Source organism: Spiroplasma endosymbiont of Sarcophaga variegata (assembly GCF_965178695.1).
Lineage (GTDB): Bacteria > Bacillota_I > Bacilli_A > Mycoplasmatales > Mycoplasmataceae > Spiroplasma > Spiroplasma poulsonii.
Window position 1 is genome coordinate 33,174 of record NZ_CBCXVU010000001.1, and the last position, 17,833, is coordinate 51,006.

General features: G+C 24.8%; 20 protein-coding genes. 7 read left to right on the forward strand and 13 right to left on the reverse strand.

Annotated elements, in window-relative coordinates; genetic code table 4:
- Position 1: 1 nt before the first annotated feature.
- Genes ACOBME_RS00240 through ACOBME_RS00255 form a run of 4 tightly spaced genes read right to left on the reverse strand, consistent with a single transcriptional unit; the run spans position 2 to position 3,913 of the window.
- Positions 2-1,135, reverse strand: a complete 1,134-nt coding sequence (locus ACOBME_RS00240) for a hypothetical protein (protein ID WP_419333880.1) — start codon at positions 1,133-1,135, stop codon at positions 2-4.
- The gene (locus ACOBME_RS00245) at positions 1,125-2,063 is read right to left on the reverse strand and encodes a hypothetical protein (protein WP_419333882.1); all 939 of its coding nucleotides are present in this window, start codon (positions 2,061-2,063) and stop codon (positions 1,125-1,127) included. Before ACOBME_RS00245 ends, ACOBME_RS00240 begins: the two co-directional genes overlap by 11 nt.
- A 6-nt stretch (positions 2,064-2,069) precedes the next feature.
- Positions 2,070-3,434, reverse strand: coding sequence for a hypothetical protein (locus tag ACOBME_RS00250; RefSeq protein ID WP_419333883.1), 1,365 nt, complete (start codon positions 3,432-3,434; stop codon positions 2,070-2,072).
- 17 nt (positions 3,435-3,451) lie between these two features.
- Positions 3,452-3,913 (reverse strand): hypothetical protein, encoded by a 462-nt coding sequence (locus tag ACOBME_RS00255; protein WP_419333885.1) that lies wholly within the window; start codon positions 3,911-3,913, stop codon positions 3,452-3,454.
- Positions 3,914-4,227: 314 nt separating this feature from the next.
- On the opposite strand from ACOBME_RS00255, the gene ACOBME_RS00260 reads away from it, so the two are divergent.
- From ACOBME_RS00260 to ACOBME_RS00270, 3 genes are all read left to right on the forward strand, one after another.
- On the forward strand, positions 4,228-4,683 hold the full coding sequence (locus ACOBME_RS00260) for a hypothetical protein (protein ID WP_419333887.1): 456 nt from the start codon (positions 4,228-4,230) through the stop codon (positions 4,681-4,683).
- Positions 4,684-4,701: 18 nt separating this feature from the next.
- Entirely contained in the window at positions 4,702-5,466 is a 765-nt protein-coding gene (locus tag ACOBME_RS00265; protein WP_338963215.1) for a lipoprotein, read from the forward strand.
- A 98-nt stretch (positions 5,467-5,564) separates the two neighbouring features.
- On the forward strand, positions 5,565-6,086 hold the full coding sequence (locus tag ACOBME_RS00270) for a lipoprotein (protein WP_338963213.1): 522 nt from the start codon (positions 5,565-5,567) through the stop codon (positions 6,084-6,086).
- Between the two features lie 36 nt (positions 6,087-6,122).
- Here ACOBME_RS00270 and ACOBME_RS00275 read toward each other — a convergent pair whose 3' ends face one another.
- The 7 genes from ACOBME_RS00275 to ACOBME_RS00305 form a co-directional block, all read right to left on the reverse strand.
- Positions 6,123-9,356 carry a hypothetical protein gene (locus ACOBME_RS00275; protein ID WP_419333889.1) on the reverse strand — a complete coding sequence of 1,078 codons (3,234 nt, stop codon included), beginning with the start codon at positions 9,354-9,356 and terminating at the stop codon, positions 6,123-6,125.
- A 3-nt stretch (positions 9,357-9,359) separates the two neighbouring features.
- Positions 9,360-10,751, reverse strand: a complete 1,392-nt coding sequence (locus ACOBME_RS00280; RefSeq protein WP_419333891.1) for a hypothetical protein — start codon at positions 10,749-10,751, stop codon at positions 9,360-9,362.
- On the reverse strand, positions 10,744-11,022 hold the full coding sequence (locus ACOBME_RS00285; RefSeq protein ID WP_338963373.1) for a hypothetical protein: 279 nt from the start codon (positions 11,020-11,022) through the stop codon (positions 10,744-10,746). The genes ACOBME_RS00280 and ACOBME_RS00285 overlap by 8 nt, the downstream gene beginning before the upstream one ends.
- On the reverse strand, positions 11,022-12,209 hold the full coding sequence (locus ACOBME_RS00290; protein ID WP_419333893.1) for a PBSX family phage terminase large subunit: 1,188 nt from the start codon (positions 12,207-12,209) through the stop codon (positions 11,022-11,024). The genes ACOBME_RS00285 and ACOBME_RS00290 overlap by 1 nt, the downstream gene beginning before the upstream one ends.
- 104 nt (positions 12,210-12,313) lie before the next feature.
- A complete protein-coding gene (locus ACOBME_RS00295) occupies positions 12,314-13,276 on the reverse strand; it encodes an IS1/IS1595 family N-terminal zinc-binding domain-containing protein (protein WP_338963247.1) in 963 nt (320 codons plus the stop codon).
- Positions 13,277-13,633 carry a hypothetical protein gene (locus ACOBME_RS00300; protein ID WP_419333877.1) on the reverse strand — a complete coding sequence of 119 codons (357 nt, stop codon included), beginning with the start codon at positions 13,631-13,633 and terminating at the stop codon, positions 13,277-13,279.
- Positions 13,626-14,024, reverse strand: coding sequence for a hypothetical protein (locus tag ACOBME_RS00305; protein WP_338963249.1), 399 nt, complete (start codon positions 14,022-14,024; stop codon positions 13,626-13,628). The genes ACOBME_RS00300 and ACOBME_RS00305 overlap by 8 nt, the downstream gene beginning before the upstream one ends.
- A gap of 331 nt (positions 14,025-14,355) precedes the next feature.
- On the opposite strand from ACOBME_RS00305, the gene ACOBME_RS00310 reads away from it, so the two are divergent.
- From ACOBME_RS00310 to ACOBME_RS00325, 4 genes are all read left to right on the forward strand, one after another.
- The gene (locus ACOBME_RS00310) at positions 14,356-15,339 is read left to right on the forward strand and encodes an IS30 family transposase (protein ID WP_419333879.1); all 984 of its coding nucleotides are present in this window, start codon (positions 14,356-14,358) and stop codon (positions 15,337-15,339) included.
- Between the two features lie 169 nt (positions 15,340-15,508).
- A complete protein-coding gene (locus ACOBME_RS00315) occupies positions 15,509-15,880 on the forward strand; it encodes a recombinase RecT (protein ID WP_419333895.1) in 372 nt (123 codons plus the stop codon).
- The gene (locus ACOBME_RS00320) at positions 15,865-16,371 is read left to right on the forward strand and encodes a hypothetical protein (protein WP_338965641.1); all 507 of its coding nucleotides are present in this window, start codon (positions 15,865-15,867) and stop codon (positions 16,369-16,371) included. The genes ACOBME_RS00315 and ACOBME_RS00320 overlap by 16 nt, the downstream gene beginning before the upstream one ends.
- A 185-nt stretch (positions 16,372-16,556) precedes the next feature.
- The gene (locus tag ACOBME_RS00325) at positions 16,557-16,766 is read left to right on the forward strand and encodes a hypothetical protein (protein ID WP_338963231.1); all 210 of its coding nucleotides are present in this window, start codon (positions 16,557-16,559) and stop codon (positions 16,764-16,766) included.
- 19 nt (positions 16,767-16,785) lie between these two features.
- On the opposite strand, the gene ACOBME_RS00330 is transcribed toward ACOBME_RS00325, so the two are convergent.
- Both ACOBME_RS00330 and ACOBME_RS00335 read right to left on the reverse strand, forming a co-directional pair.
- Complete coding sequence (locus ACOBME_RS00330; protein ID WP_338963556.1) at positions 16,786-17,124, reverse strand: hypothetical protein; 339 nt, start codon at positions 17,122-17,124, stop codon at positions 16,786-16,788.
- Positions 17,125-17,197: 73 nt separating this feature from the next.
- Positions 17,198-17,824 carry a hypothetical protein gene (locus ACOBME_RS00335; RefSeq protein ID WP_338963398.1) on the reverse strand — a complete coding sequence of 209 codons (627 nt, stop codon included), beginning with the start codon at positions 17,822-17,824 and terminating at the stop codon, positions 17,198-17,200.
- Positions 17,825-17,833: the final 9 nt, after the last annotated feature.

Below are 17,833 nucleotides of genomic sequence, written 5' to 3' on the forward strand. Positions count from 1 at the left end.
CTTACACAAAATTAGTTTTCAAATTGTCATATTGATGATTTTTTTTATTTCATCAAGAGTTTTCGACAAAATTAAAGGATTTTTGTGATATTGTTTCAAAATAATATGTTACAAATTTATTAGCAGATGCATAATCTGTTATTGAAATTGATATTTTATAGTAATATTTTATTAAATCATAATCTGGAATTTTAAATGTTAATTTTTCGTTTGCTTCTGGATAATTAATTAATTCTCAATCATTACCAGTATTAATAGATATATCACCATTCCCCAATAATGAATTACCATTAATAGTTTTAATATTTTCACCCGATATTAATTTATCTTGTTTTAAATCTGAAACTTCAATCCCATCATTATCATTTTTGATGATAGTTTTATTATCAATTTTTATATCAGTACCACTACTTTGTTTTGCTTTTCAGACATTATTTTCATAATAAATCGTATTATTATCAAAGGGAACTATTAATTTAATACACTCATTATAATCAATTTTAGAAAAATCATTAATAGTAGGATAAGTAATATTTATTGAATTATCAGTTTGTAATCGTTCTTTTAATCAAAATAATAATGTTGGATAAAAAGTTTTTTTACTAATATGCTTATATTCTTCTTCTCATGGATGAGCATAATTATCTAAACTATAATTATAAGGTCTAGATACTGTTTTACTAGATATAATATCAATAATTTCACCTGCTAATTTTAAAGCATTTTTAACATCACGAGTAATATTTTCATTTGCTTCTGGGTCATTAGTTTGTGAATAAGCAACTCCACCTTGTGAAAATGAAGCACTACCAGTTAAATCATTAACTCCTTTTGGTAAATATCAATTTATAACTGCTAATAAACAAGCAGATTGAATATAACTTAATCATTTATCATATTCAATTAAACCAGTATTATCTTTTTTTACTCAAGGAAACAAATCTTTTTTATTAATTTTATCTGAAATTGTTCCACCTGATAATCTATCCATTCATAAACTAGTTTTTAAAATAGCATTATAAATTAAATTATCATTATAAGCAGATTGTTTACGATCATTAATAGGTTGTCAAAGTTTACTTGCTTTAACATCTTCAACTGTTATAAATAACAAATTACTTAAATTATTTTCCATATAAAACACCCCTTAATTGATTACGATATTTATTTTTTAAATTATTTGGTTTATAACTATTAACCTTTCTTTTGGTTTTATTAATTGCTTTAATAGATTTATTAACCTGATAAAATTTATTTTTAACTGGTGTTTTATATAAATTCTTAATATTTTTAACATCACTTCGGCGTTCTCGATATCATTTTTTATTATTAATTTCACCAGCAAAATTAAAATTAAAATGTCCAATCTTTAAATTATTAATAAACTTTTTAATTTGTTGTAATTTTTGAACTGTTGGTAATGTTAATTTAGTAGTTCCTTTGGGATATTTTTCTTTTAATGCTTGTGGTAATCGTTTTTTAATATAATTTCTTAAATGACTAGGTAATCATTTTCTTAATCAATAACGCCAAAATAAAGTCCCTGCATTAGAAACAGCATTACTTAATAATTTTCATATTTCAACTGGAACACTAGGATAAACATATGGACCATAAAATTTTGGATGTTTTGCTGTTTTTGTATATATTAAAATAGTTAAATTACCTGTTAAAGTTAATTTATTAGTTATATTAAACATTCCACTATCAAGTCAACTACTATTTAAAGGTTGTCAATTAGTATTTAGATAATTTTCATTTTTAAATTGTTTTCTATTTTTAATATTATTATCTTTTTCTAATTGACTTAATATTTGTTGAATTTCTTTTTTATGACCTTTTTTAATTAAATCTAAATAAGTAAATGGATTTAATCACTGATAAATATCTTCAACTTTACTTGTAATTTTATTATATTTATCAGTAATATAATTAATTGGCTTTAATATTTTATTTTGAACTTTATTAACTCTATTAATTAAATTTACAAATTTACTTATTAAAGGTTTATTTTCTAAATTAGTTACTAATAAAGTTAAAACTCGTAATATTAGTAAATTCATTGTTTATTAAGAATTTTTAATTACTACATCAATCGGATTTGTTTGACCACTAGCGTTATTTTTACCTTGAATTTGAACTTCAACAGTTTTATCATTTGTAATATTAATTGGTCAATCTTCACCTTTACTTTCAATAAAGTAATCAAAATCATTTTCTGTTAAAAAATTATTTACCGCTTTTACTGATTTTAAAACAACATCTTTAAATTGTGGTTTTAATTGTTCTGCTGTTGTTTGAGTTGGATCGTCAACATGAATAGTTGGTTTATCTAATTTATTAATTTTACTAATATCAATTTTACTTGATGATGGAATTACATAATCAACTGGCACTCTAAATGTTTTATTTAGATTACTTTTAGCAGTATTAATTTCATCTTGTGTTGGTTGTTTTTCTAAAATAATTTTACATGTTTTTGGATATAAAATAGTTGGTGTTGCATATTGTACTTTACCAATTCATTTAGGGTTAGCAGTATCATTATCTAAAACTTGTTGAATACTATCCATATTAATTGGATATGCTCATACTTGTTTATTAATAATTAAACCATTTACATTAGTAAAATTATAACCTTTATCTCGATTAACTTGTCCTTTTGTATATGTTTTTTCTAAATGAAAACTTTTTGATACAGGAATACCCATTGCTGTATTTTCATATAATTCACCATTAACCATTGCTTTTAATTGGGCTTGTGAACCAATTACTTTTAAATAAGCAGGTGTTAATCCTAAATAGGCTCTTCGTCCTAAAACCATAAACATTTTATCGGTTGGCAAACCAAAGTATAAATTACTAATTTGATTTGTTAATTCAATCAAAGTTTCATTTAATGTAAAGAATGCTTTATTGGCATCATCTGCATTTTCAGCTGTATAACTACGAAATGGAATTACTTCATATTGACCATCTGCTAAACAATAATCATAAATAGCCTGAATTAATTCACATTCTAAATTAACAAATTTATTTTGTACAACACTAGAAATAGCATCAGCAATAACACCATTTTTAATATTTTGTTCTATTAATGCTAAATCAAAAGCCTCATTCATTAATTTTAAATTAAATCTTTTATCAATAGGAACTGGAATTCTTGTTAATCCCATTGTTTGAGTTGTCCCACCATTTGGCAATGAATAATCATCTTGTCATACCACACGATGAGTTAAATTATATAATGCTTGACCAGCATTAGGTAATCAAGCAACTTGTTCTGCTGTTGCAGTAGCATACTGCATAATACTTGCATATTCGTTATATAAAGGTCCACGCAATAAAGCATTAACCATATCAACATATGCTTTTTGGTCTGTTGTATTACCTTGTAATGTAAAAGGTACTTGTGGCAAGTTAATTGTTGCCATAATATTTCACTCCCTTATTATCTAAGGTTTTTAAGTGTATAATCAGTTAATTTTTTAATTTCATCAGGAGTATATGCTCCTTTTTCTTTAATAATTTCAATTTCATCATTTTTATTTTCAGTAGATTTTTCAATCATATCTTTAATAAAATTAGTTGGTGAAACTGATAGTTGTTCTTCAACAAACAAATCAGGTTTTAATTCTTTTAAAGTTTGCATTTTTTCAGATAAAGAATTACCACTAACTTTATCTAAATTAGTTTTAATATCTTCAATTTTAGTAGATGGAACATCTTTAAATGCTTTTAATTCATCTAATTCATTAGATAATTTAATAAAGTCTTCTTTTGAGATAACATCTTCGCGTTTTTGCACACTTTCTCTAATTTGCTTTGCTTCATTATTAAACTGATTTAAGATATTTTCTGCAATCTCTTCACTTAAACCTTGTTCGATTAATTGTTCTTTTGTAAGTGCCATTTTATAAACCTCTCTTTTTTTATTCTTGTCCGATTAACAAGTCAGCATAAACTCTTTTTTACGGAAAAAGATTAAACCTGTAAATTAATTATATATCAATAGTTTATAAATACAATATATTTTGTATATATAAATACTAAACTTAATATCTTTGTTTGCTAATTTAGACCTTAAAACGCGTAATAAGAGGTATTTAACAAGATAAAATTTTAAATAATTAGTTAATTTTGATTGCATATATATATATATATATATATACTGAAAGTAGATCTTGATAAAAAGTTTCAAGATTAAGAAAAGGAGAAATACAAGTAATGAAAAAATTACTAAGTTTATTAAGTGTATTAACAATTAGTGGAACTGCTGTACCAACAACAATTGCCGCTAGTCCTTATCAAAATCATGAACAAAAAAGTAATGACGTATTTGAAAAATGATATAAATTTTTAGAGCATGATGAATTAAAATTAAAATTATCATCAGATACTGCTTTTAAAATTATTTATCAATTTGAACCAGATAGCAAAGCAGATTTTTTAAGTCAAACTATGGTATTAATATCTAATTTACCAAAATCAGATCATAGCGGAGCTGGCGGTTCTATAAATAAAGAAGATATAAAAATAATGGCAAATTTCATTTGAGAACATTTTTCTCAATTTCATGAAATTTGAAAAAATTTAAAACAAGAACAATCAATTATTATTAAAACAAATACTATTGGATATTGAGATAGTGAAAGTCCAAATAATAGTATTTATCTTAATTAAAGAAAGAAGGTTATAAATATGAAAAAATTAATAAGTATTTTAGGAGCAGTTACAATCACAAGTAGTGCTATACCAACTGTAATTGCTGCTGCACCATATCAATCAGAAGAAAAAGTATTAAAACGTAATAAAAGATGAGGCGAAGTTCAATGAATTCAAATTGCACAACAATGACGTAATGCTGAACTAGCATATCAAAGAGCGGGTGAAGATTTTCAAAGAAATCAAAATCATACAGCCTTTAGTCAAGCTCAACAACGTTTCTTACAAGCTCAACAATCATTTAATAATTCAAAAAATGAATGACAACAGGGTTTAACACAATGAGTAAATCAACTGGCACAAGAACGTAATCAACAATGATGAAATAATATTAAATCAGAACAAGCAACTCAATCTGAAATACAGTGAGTTACTAATAAAACAATGGCCTTAGCATTAAAATTAGGTACAAGTAATGTAAATAAAAATAAAATAGGTGAAATTATTCGAAAAAAAAATAATTGTAATTCTGAAGTATCAAAAGCAGCTATAAATGGTGCTGTTGGTGGAGCAGTTGGAGGTGCGATTACATCATCTCCTTCAGCCGTAACTGTTGGAGCTTCTTCAGCAGTTGCAGGGGCTCTTGCAGGAAGTGTTATTCCAGGTATTGGTACTATAGCTGGTGCTATTTTTGGAGGTATAGTTGGATTTTTTGGAACTATTTTTGGTGGAGCTGCTTCTGGAGCAGCAGTAGGTGCAATTAGTGGAGCTGCCGGCGCTGCAGCTGCTGAATGTTCATAAAAATAAAAAATTAGATTTATAAAAATAAATAGAAATAAATTATTTATTTCTATTTTTAATTAAATTAACAAATTTTTCAAAAAATAGGAGAAATAAATATGAAAAAAATATTAAGTATAATAGGTACAATATCATTAATTGGAACAAGTACAACAAGTTTAGTTGCTTGTAATAAACCACAAGAATATACAAAAGAGCAATTAGAACAATTAAAAAAAGAAAACCAAATAAATACAACAAATGAAACTATTAAAAACAATTTAGAATGAATAGCACCACAAGAAAAACCATTTAATGAGGTTGATAATAAATGATATTATGTCGTATGGCGTGGTGACAAAAATGATAAATGAAAAATTGTTAAATTTAAGCATTCTGATTACTTACATAATACTAAATATATTGAAAATAATATAAGTTTAAAAATAGGAAAAAGGGGGGTAAGTGAAAGTATATCAATTTTTCCATATGATTTAGTTGTTTTTAAACCAGCTTTTTATTACTATTGATTAGAAGATAATGGCACTTATTTTAAATCAGTTTATCGTTGAAGTGGTGAAGAACATAAATTACCTAATTTAAATATTGATGAAGATGGTAATGTAAAAGTTAAAGAATAATATAAAAAGAGATTTTTAAAAATCTCTTTTTTATTTTTATCTTGGTTTAAATGTAATTTTAACAGCACTATTACTATTATTTCTAATACCCAATACATTTGGATTATTAATATCTAATGTAATATCTTTATCATTACCAAAATATTTTGGTTTTCTATAAGCATCCATATAATAAAACTGTAAAAGTGGCAATATTACTTTTGTAAATCTAATTTTTAATTTCATATTATTTGTATAATACGCCTGTAAATATGTTTCCCTGATTTTATTATTAACTCCATATTTAGGTAAAAATGTTGTTTGTAATAAAAATTTTACACTATTAATAGTTGATGTTTCATATATGGTGGAATACCCTTTAAAAGGTAACCCATTAGTATAAGCAGTAGTATATATTGTTTTGGTATCATTTATTTTTATATTATCAGTATATAAACTTATTGTATTATCAAAATTAATTTTATCAGTTTGTGATAAACCAATGTTTTTTAAAGTTATATTTTTTAATGAAAATAAATTATTGCTACAATCATCAGTTCCGCCAAATATATTAATATTTCTATTAGGAATAAAATTTTCTATATTTGATAATCCACATTCAACTTGTAAATTACTTAGATTACTTATTTCAATAGTTTTATAAGCATCTTGGAATTTACTTATACTTTGAATTGTTGGGTCAATTTGTTTTAAATCAATTTCAGTTTCATAATAACCTGTATATTCTTCTGTATCATCAAATATATTAACCATAAACATAGTTGCTATTTGAGTATCAGTTATTTTACATTGTGGTTGCGCAGTAATTTTTGTTAATAATGGTAGTACTACATCGGAAGGCATAATATCTTTTGTATAAGTTTTATAGTTGTATGGAACTGGGGGTAATACATACTCAGGATAATTAAATGTCGGTATTTCATAGTCATGTGGTAATAAGAAACTAGTTTTATAATTAGTTGTCATATCACGTAAATAATTATTTAACACACTTTTTGTTTTACCACGAAAACTTCATACTGATAAGCGTAAATAATCTTCTTCATTATTAGTATATGGGTTATCAGCATAAAAGATAATTTCAAAATTACCTTTATATAATGCTTGAATTGAAAACATATCAATTATATAACTACAATTTGTACCATCTGGTGTTTGTAAGAATTCGCAATCAGTATCTTTTTCACTATCACTAACTGGTGTTTGAGCATCTACTGCTCTTACTAATTCATTAATTAAATATATACGATTAGTTTTGGGGTTTAATTGTTTTAAATTATAAGTTGAATAAGTTATTCGTTCAGTTGCTTTACCATCCTTAGTTAAAACAGTACCTTTGCATTTATCAGTTAATAAAGTTGTAAAACCTAAACTAGTAGCATTAGCACCAAAAATAGCACCAACTTTATCATTACCTTGTTGTCTAAATATTTCAAAGGGTAAGTAACCTTTACCTTTTGAGTTTTCAGACCAAAAAGCATCATTATAAAAACTATAAACATTAGAACTCATAAAACCATTAAGAAATTGAAAATTAGGTCAAGTTTTTTCATCTTGGTTAATTACTCATCCTCATGGAATACCAAAGGAAATAAAGTTTAAGAATTTACCAACTCCGCCTGGGATAGTAAAAGGATTAAAAACTAACTTTTGCGTATAGTTTAAAGGTAATACGGTAATTTGGCGATTAATAAAATTATTCATATTTAAAATATCTCAAACATTACATTTACCCATTTTATTATATTCAATTTGAACTTGTCCGACAGTATTACCAAATTCATCTTTTCTTCTAAAATATGATGATGCTTGGGTACTAATTATATTATTAACATTTTCATTATTTACTTTTATTTTGTTTGGTGGAGTAATCATTCAATTTTTAGACCAATAAAATTTAGAGTCATTATCTTCTTTATGAATAGTTGTCCCAACCGTAGGATTAGTTGCTGTTGAACTAGCTTTATCAGTTATTACAATACCCCCACTATTTTTTTGATTTCAAAAGTCGTATCTACTTTCCATATCTTTTTTTCAATCTTCATAACCCGTTATAATTGTTGGTTGAATACCTTGAATGTTATATCAACTTACTTCTGGAGCAGCATAAGTATTTACTTTGTCAGGTGGGGCAGGATACATGTTATACATTAATAAATCACGGGAATTCATAACTTTTTGATTAAATTGACCTTTAATAATTGGCCGACCAATAACTGGCATATCAAAAAAGATAGGATTACCATAAAATTTAACTGCCATTGCTCTAACCCCTGGGTCTTTTAATAAAACTTCATCTAATTCAATAGTGTATGTATTTGTTTTTTCATTATAAGTTATTTTAGGAAAACAATAACCCTCGCCCGGGGCGCTGGTCTGAATAAATTGTCTTACTGATAAACCACTATTACTAATTTTGTCATTAATACTTGAAAAGGTAATTTCTTGTCATAAAAAACTACCATCATAAGGTGAATAATAATTAATAACATTTGATGGATATAATCATTGTCTATCTTGTGGTGCAGAATTAATATCACCACCACCAATATTTAAACCACGATCATTAAATACAGTATAAAAATTATAATAATCATTAATATTTAATTTATTTACATCTTCATCTAAAATTAATAAAGTATATTGTCTTTCAGTTGATTGTTGAGTAAATACTTGTTCAAATTTAGCCTCACCAAATTGAATTGAACTTCTATCATCAATCATATAAGCATCTCAATATTTACCAACCTTAACTTCTTTTGTATAAAAATTATCGGCTTTATTATCATTATTAATAAAATAACTTAATTTATATTGATTTAAGTATGCCAGCATTCTATTAATATCATAAATATTTTCACCATCAATTAATTTTCAATAAATATTATTATTTTCATCTTTTAATTTTATAGCAAAAGGTGTTTCATTATTTGCTCATATTGTTGAATTAACTGGTTGTTTATTAAAATCATCAACTGTTAAAATATTAATTTCTTCACCTTTATATTTTTGGACTATTTTTAAACTATCTTGTCATTGCGCAATAGTACTTTCCATATTATCAAATATTCGTGAATAACTACCATAATCACTGGGTTTAGCATTATTTGGTTTTCATCCCGTTTCTGTATCAGGAATATATGAACTATAAACATTAAACGGAAAGACCATTCAATGACGATTATCTTTTATGTTTTCTCTGATATCTATTAAAGTATCATGGGCTTGTCTTCGTAATTCTTCGATAACCCCTGAGTTAATTCTACTCATTTTTTAATTCTCCTTAATTTCTGTTCTACCTTGTACGGCATTTTGATTATTACCAGTTTCATCATATTCTAGTAATTTATTATTATGTTCTATTTCTTTGACTTGCATTTTATCTTGTCATGCTTCTACTTTTTCAAAATATTTGGTTGCTTCTAATTCATCAATATTATCATATTCAGTAATTGCTCTTATTGGTTCCATTGTGCCATTATCTAATCTAGCAGTAATTAGTTCATTTTGTCGCATTTGGTCAACTAAACTAGCACTAACAAAATCAAAACCATATTCTCGTTCACCAACACCATCTCATAAACCATAATATTTTAAAACAGTATCAAACATTTTAGTATAGTATTGCTTACGATATGCTTGTAAATATGCTTGTTTTTCTAAGTCTTTTGTTTTAGTTAATAATGACTGTGTTTTATTTTGGTCATTATCTGATTTATCACCAAAAGGACTAGAAAAATGACATGCTAAGTATACTTGTTCAATAATTGCTTTTTGGTCTTCAGTATATGTTTCTAATGTTGGTGTACCTTGTACTACTTGTAAAGATTGAGATAATTGACCATCTACGGCTGATTGACCTGATTGAATAAAAATATCATCAAAAGCATCTTGTAATACTTTTTTATTACCTTTGTTATAAGCAGTCATTAAATCATCATCTAATATTCCATATCAATGAGTACGATTTGCTCATCTTTCTTTTGATTTAATATTAAAACTATCTTCTAAATCAAATTGTAATTTATAACAATTTGCCATTGTAGGTAATGGGTTTAATGTAGTTGATGTTGATAAAAATAACGGATTAGGTTCATTAATCATTTCTCAAAAAGGAACTACGCCTAATTTATTTTTAAATTCTTGTACTAAAACAGGTTTAACATCATCTTTAATTTGTGTTTTACTTTGTCCAACAACTACTTCATTATTTTTAGGTCAACCTTTAATAACTATTTTATCTTTGGTACAAATTAAATTTAAAATAAAACCACTATCTGATTGATGATAATTTAATCAAATATCAGCACCTTGTTCAATTTCGTTTATTTTACTTACACGAGATGTAAAGTTAAAAGGATTAATTCATAAATCAATATTGCCATCTGATGTTTCTAATAAACCAAAAATAGTTTTGCCCATTAAACTTGCTGTTAATTCATTTTTATCTAATTTTTCTTTTATTTTATAAGTTTCATATCATCAATTTAATTTTTCTAAAATGTCTTTACGATGAGACTTAAATAAAATATCTTTACCATTAACTAATCGCATTTGATGACGAGCAATAATATTGGCTAAATTAATAGTTCAATCATAATTATAAAATTTTAAAACACTATTAATATCATTTAAGTTTGGTAAACTAGGAAAAGTATTATTCATTGTTATTTTGCTCCTTTAATTTTAAAATAAGTGCATAATTAATAATATTTACTGTTAATAAACTAGGTTCATTTGCTAAAACTTGTACACATACTTTAACTTTTTGATATTTCTTAATATATTCGTTATATAAATTTAATTTACATATTGCGATATTATCTTTTTTTAATTCTTGACAAAGTCTTTTTTTAACTTGTCCACAAACAGACATATATGGTCTTTTTGCATTAATTACTCTTTCATCGTGTATTACATAAATATCTTTTTTCATTAAGTTATTCACTCCCTTTGTTGTCATAATTTATAATCTGCTGAACTATTATGTTTAACCATATTAACTAATTCAAAGTGTAAAGCATAAAAATCACTATCAAATGTATCATCATATAAATCTAACATTCTCTCTTCTCTAGCATCTGGTTTATCTTCTCATTGAATTAATTCATATTGTGTTTTACTTACAGGACATTTTTCTCATAATCATTTTAATTGATTAGTATTAATTAACATTGTAAATGCTTCTACACGATGCTTTATTTTAAATTTCTGCTTTTGCGCTGGTTTAAAATGCATGTATTGACCAAAAGTATAATTGTATTTCTCTCGGTTTAAACTTTCTAATGTTGCATAAGCACTATCATCAACATTAATTGATATACCTTGTTGTATTAAATTAAAATATTGATTTAATTGATTATTATAAAACTCCAATATATCTTTTACTTGTTCTAATGGTCCTTTAAATTGTTGAGTAGCATTTGAGTGTGTGTATTCAGCAACTTTATAGGCTTTTTTATCAAATGAATTATATATTCAAAAACTCGCTGCTGTTGTATGTCCCTTAGGACTAGTAGAGTTTGCTAAGTCAACACCACCTAATAACTTAGTTGGTTGAATAATATCTGTTGCTTGCATAATATCAAGATATCTTGCAAAGATTGACCCACTAGTATTACCAGGCAATCCTCAACTTCATACTCTTGCTCTTTCAATATCTAATTGTTCTAATCTTAATTGTTCATTAACCTTATCTTGTGGTAATTCATAATTAAGTCTTCAACTAGAATAATGAATAATAATCTTCATATTTCATTTTTCAATATAGTTAATTTGTTCATATTTACTACGCATTATTTCTTCATTAAAAGGCATTAATTCATTACAATAACCAACAATATATCTTTTTAAACTTTCAGGGTTACATGTATTAATTGTTATTTTATTTTGATACCCACGAATAGCAAATTCTAAATCACTTAAATCTTTTTGTTGAAATTGGTCACATTCTTCTCTTCAATCAATTACTAATTTATATTTATTCAAATCAGCAAAAGCTTTTAATTTTTCTTTCCGGCTTGGTGAATGTAAACCTTTACAATATATTTTGCTACCATTTGATAAAGTAAAAGTAAAATTTGATAAGTTAATAGTATAAGGAATATGATTTTCATCTAACATATTTCTTTAATTTTGTCGAAAACTCTTGATGAAATAAAAAAAATCATCAATATGACAATTTGAAAACTAATTTTGTGTAAGATTATGATTTTGCTTTAAATTTTTTAAACGTTAAAATATAATACCGTTGATTGTTGGTTTGGTGTTAAACCTTTGTGTTGGTATTTTCATTTTCAGAGCTTTAAATAATTTTGAATATTAGTGAAACCCAAACCATGATAATGAATTAAGGCTTCTTTAAGACTGGATTGTAATTTACTAATCTTATTTAACTTTTGATAACTAGTATCAGGGTTTGTACTAGTTTTGGTGGAATATAGAGTAGAATTTGTTTGTTTTGCTACTAATAAATATAGTGGTTGCATATCAGAAATAATTATTGATTTTTCTTTAATTAGTTGCTTATTCATATTTTCAATAATCCATTGTTTTTGTAATCTTTTGGTATTGGTGGATTGAACAAAAATATTATTATTGCTATCAACTGCCATTTGAATACAGCATTTGGTATCAGTTGAAAATGGATCGAGATGAGTTTTTCGTTTATCAAATTTATCTTTAAAATTGCCTTTATGAATTTCTTTAATAAATGTTTCATCCATTTGGATTTGACCATTTAATTTTTTAAATTTTAACTGTGTATTTTCTAATTGTTTTGATTGCATTAATTTTTGTCGATTATATCAAGCGGTTTTTGGGGTTGTTTTAATAAAACGAGAAATTATTTTACTAGATTGTCCTAACAATGAAATTTGAATTAATAAATTTCACTGTTCATAATTTAAATGACTTCAATAAGTAAAATGATGACGAAATGCATCAAAACTAGCACGACATTTTTTACATAAATATTTTTGTTTTCCTTCGGAATTATGACCATTTTTAACACAATGAAAAGATTTGCAATTAGGACATATAATGCCTTTATCTCTAAATTTTTGATCAATTTCATTTAAACGTTTTTGTTTTTTAATTAAGTCTGCTTGTTGTTTTATTTTTTCATAAAATTCTAAAAATTGATCATCTGTTAAGCTATTTATTAATTCTGTAATTATTTTTTTCATCATTTATTTACCTCCATATATTAAAAATATACCTAATTTTAGGTATATTTTATAAATATCAAGAGTTTTCGACAAAATTAAAGACATATTTCAGATATTTTGAAATACACTATCTTTTAAATCCTTACTTCAATACATACTAGCAATGATACAAATTGGTTCTTTAATTAATAAACTAATTTTTAATAATTCACCAAACATTTTAATATTTGAAATAGTCTTACCACTATATCGTGTTCCAATTTGATTAATTTCATTAACTAACTCATATTTTTTAGCAAAGGGATATTTATTACCAATACTACTATTTTGTAATAATCAATAAGGAGTTTCTAACAAATAAGTAAAATGATTAAGCATTATTATCACTTTCTTTTTTAATATCTCTAATATCCGTTTGTAAATTAACAATTATTGGTTGTTGATTATTTAAGTTTAATTCTTGTTCTAACTGTTTTTCTTGCAGTGAATATTTATAATTAAATGCTCGTTGTCAATATAATTTAGCACCATCAGGTGATTTCATCATAAAGTTAATTATTTCACTTTCAATTCTATCAACTTGTTTTTCAAGTAAAGGAACTATCTTTTCGCTCTTGTAAGTTTCGTGCTTTCATCTGTTAGAAAGATTGAATTCATTGGTTAAATCATTCAAAGTATATGGTTTATTGGGTGATTTATTTTCTCAAAATTGCTCTATTTTACGATAAAAAGTTGCCAAACTTGCTTTATTTGGATTAAATTCTTTCATTTTTTACTCCTTTTTGCATATTAAAATTGCTATTATTTAAACAATATGATTAAATAAAAGAGTAAACAATACTATAAAAATGTAACAAAAGAACCAACTCGGCTCTTTTTTTATTATCTATATTTTACATCAAAATAAAAAAAGCAAATTACTTTACTTTTTATTTTAGTATACAAGCATATAGAGATAAATTGGAGCTTGTTACAATACAATTATATAATTAATAATATATTTGTCAATAATTTTAATTTAAAAAAATGTGAAAATTTATCTTTTTTATAAATTTAATGTATAACTATTTTTATAAAAGAATTGGAGGAAATATAGAGTAATGAAAGATTATACACATGTAAAATATGATGAACGAAGATTTTTTAAGGATTTATTTTTATCTGATAGTTGCAAAAAGAAAAATGGCACACTTAATTTATCTGAAATATCAAGACAAACAGGAAGAGATATTAATACTGTTAAAAGAGAAATTAATAGATTTACAAATATAGAAGATTATAATGCCCGTGAGGCACATGATGATTATTATAAAAAACGACAAAAGTGTATTAAAAAAATACCTACATTTACAGAAGAACAACAAGAATTTTTAAATTTACGATTTAATATTTTGGGTGATTCACCAGCAGAAATTATTCAGCGATTTTTAATAAAATTTGGTATCAAATTTCCTGCCTGTCTTAAAACATTTTATAAATGAATTTTTTTAGGTCTTTTGGGTTTGTTAAAGAAAAATTTATTAAATGGTGGTAGAAGAAATAGAACAAAGAAAAGACCTGATAATCGTGGGAAATTAGATGAAAGATTTAAATCAATATGAGATATTGAAAATAAAGAAACAGATGTTGGTTGATTTGAAATGGATACCGTAGTTGGAAAAGAACATCAATCTAGTTGTTTAGTTTTGACAGAGAAATCAAGTAAAAAATACTTTGCTATGAAATTAGAAGAACATACTGCTAATGAAGTTTTAGAAAAACTTAAATATATAGTTAGAATTAATGGTTTAGTTGGAAAAATTAAAGGAATAATAACCGATAGAGGAAAAGAATTTAGTAAGTTTGAAGAAATGGAAAAGATTACTGGTTCTAATGTTTATTTTTGTGACCCTGCTTCGCCTAATCAAAAACCATTAATTGAAAGACTAAACCGTGAATTTAGAAAACGATATGGTAGGGGGACAGATTTTAATCTTGTTACGCAACAAGAAATAGATTTAGTAGTCGATATTATAAATGAAAAATTAAGGCCCGTTCTTAATTGAAGAACTTCAAAAGAAGTATTTTTAGAGAATTTTAGATAAGTTTATTTGAAGTAATTTAATAAATTATTTTTCAGTGTGTTTAAATATGCCAAAAATAGGGTAAATTTAAAAATAATTTATTTTTTTAAAAAAATAGTTGCACTTCTTTTAAAAAGTGTTATTATTAAAATAACAAGAGATAAATTTGGAGCTTAGATTTACATAATACGTGACCAAAGAACAAATGGAAAATCATTTTATGAAATATTCTAAAACTTATGCTAAAAATAAATCATTTTATATTGCTAGTTTTGATGAAATGGCATTAAAAACAGTATTAACATCTTTATTAAGAAAATGAGGTATTATGTCAGTTGAATTACAACAAGCATATAAATCAGATCAGGCAGTTATTACAACTAATGATGAAAAGATTTATATTGATAATGATAGCAATATAAGCATAAATAAGGGTCAAATTAGTAATGAAAATATATCAAGTGAAGAAGTGACAGATAATAATTTAGTTAAAGAAGAAGATATATCAAATGTAGTGCCAACAATTAATAATAACAACGATGAGGAATGAGCCACTTGATAAAAATAGGTATTGACCCATCAGGAACTGGTACTACTGCTATTGTTATATATGAAAATAATAAATTAATTAAACAAAATGAATTTACTAGTAAATATTGAAAAGAACATTATAAATTTATTGATGAATTTATAGATGAATATTTATATTCAGATTATTATGTAAAAAATAAAGGTGAACTTTTTCCAAAAGGATTAAATATTGAAGATTGTTTATATACATCTGCTAATGCTAGTAAAGATAGAGATGATTTATTAAGATTACTGGGTGCGATTGAAAATACTTGAGTTAGTTATAATTGGGTATCACCTAAACATACTAAATCAGTTGTTAAAAATATGGAAAATTTAAGTAAATATAATGATAGTTGTATATGAAAATTTGATAAAGATACTAATTTAACTTATCAATATGGTAAAGGTTGAAAATATAATAATGATAAAATAAGTAATCATTTACGAGATGCCATTATTATTGCTAATTATGAAAGTTAATATTATGAAACATTCATATAATCAAAAAACTGGAAAATATTATTCTTGCAAAATTAGGAATGTTAATATTTACTTAAATAAAAACGAAGAAAAAGTTTGAAATGAATTAAATTTTAATACTTATTCTCAAAAAATAGAATACCTTATTAACTTTTATATAACACATTATAAAGGAAATAAAGAATATGAATAATTATATTTTATGTTATCGATCTGAACAAGGTAATCGCCCTTGTAAAAACCCTCGTGGTGAATATATAATTGGGATTGATAAACAAGATGTAGATATTAATTCAACTGAATACTGAGAATATTATAAAAATAATTATGGAAAAAATAATTTAGTTATTTGTAAAGTTAAAAATTTAGACTTAATATTAGAAAATAAAAAATAACCAATTAAGGTTATTTTTTTTAAATACTATTTGTTAGTTTTTTAATAGCATCTTTTTGTGCTTGTTTTTTGTCATTTACTTTAACTTGTTTTTTAACATTTTTAATTTGACCTGTTTTTAATGCTAATTCTGTTGCATAATCAGGTCCTCGTAAATGTTTTTCGTGAGCAATAACAGCAGTTCTTAATTCTCTAATTTCTGCTTTATATTTTTTAATTTTTTTAGCAGATAATCCAAGAATACCAAGACTACCCATTCCACCAGCACCCGCTAATACAAGTAAAGCAATTACTATTTCATTACTAATTTCCATTTCTTTATTTCCTTTCTTATCCTTACTCAAACAGTGGCCATCCATTCTTTCAGAACAAAATAATTTATAAATTAAACTATATAACCACCCAAAAATATCAACCGCCCCTATATATAGTTTATTTTAAATTTAATTCTTTGTTATTTTCTTCTTGTTTTTTAGTATATTCATCTTGCATATTTTTAAATATTTCTTCTGTTATACCATCCAAATTATTTCATTGTTTTGATATTCTTGGTTGAATAACACGCGGATTAATACGGCAGTTCAAACAATGTCTTAAATGGTCTTTTTTTCATTTTGATTTATCAATTCAAATAATAATTAAAGAAATTATTAAAGTAATTAAAGGTAAAATTGTAAATACTAATCCCATTTTAGATATTTTTAATCGTGGAATATCAATTTTCATATCTACTTTTGGTTTACTACTAGCAACAAATATACCTTGAATTCCATATGTAAATAAAGGTGTTAGTAAAATAGCAATTCCATTACCTCAATATTGTCCATAATTATATCAATTAATATTATCTTTTATTGCATTAATCATGCCATATTCTAATCAACAATTTAATGCTAAAAATATCAATGTATAAAAACTAACTACTCAACTACGAATTTTATATTTTCTTTCTCATTCTCTAATATCTTTATGATTTCAATTATAAGTTGGAATAGGGTCTTTTTTAAATCAATTTCAAGGTAAGGCACCCTTTAATCAAGTTGTTTTATTTTGTTTCATTAATTAAAA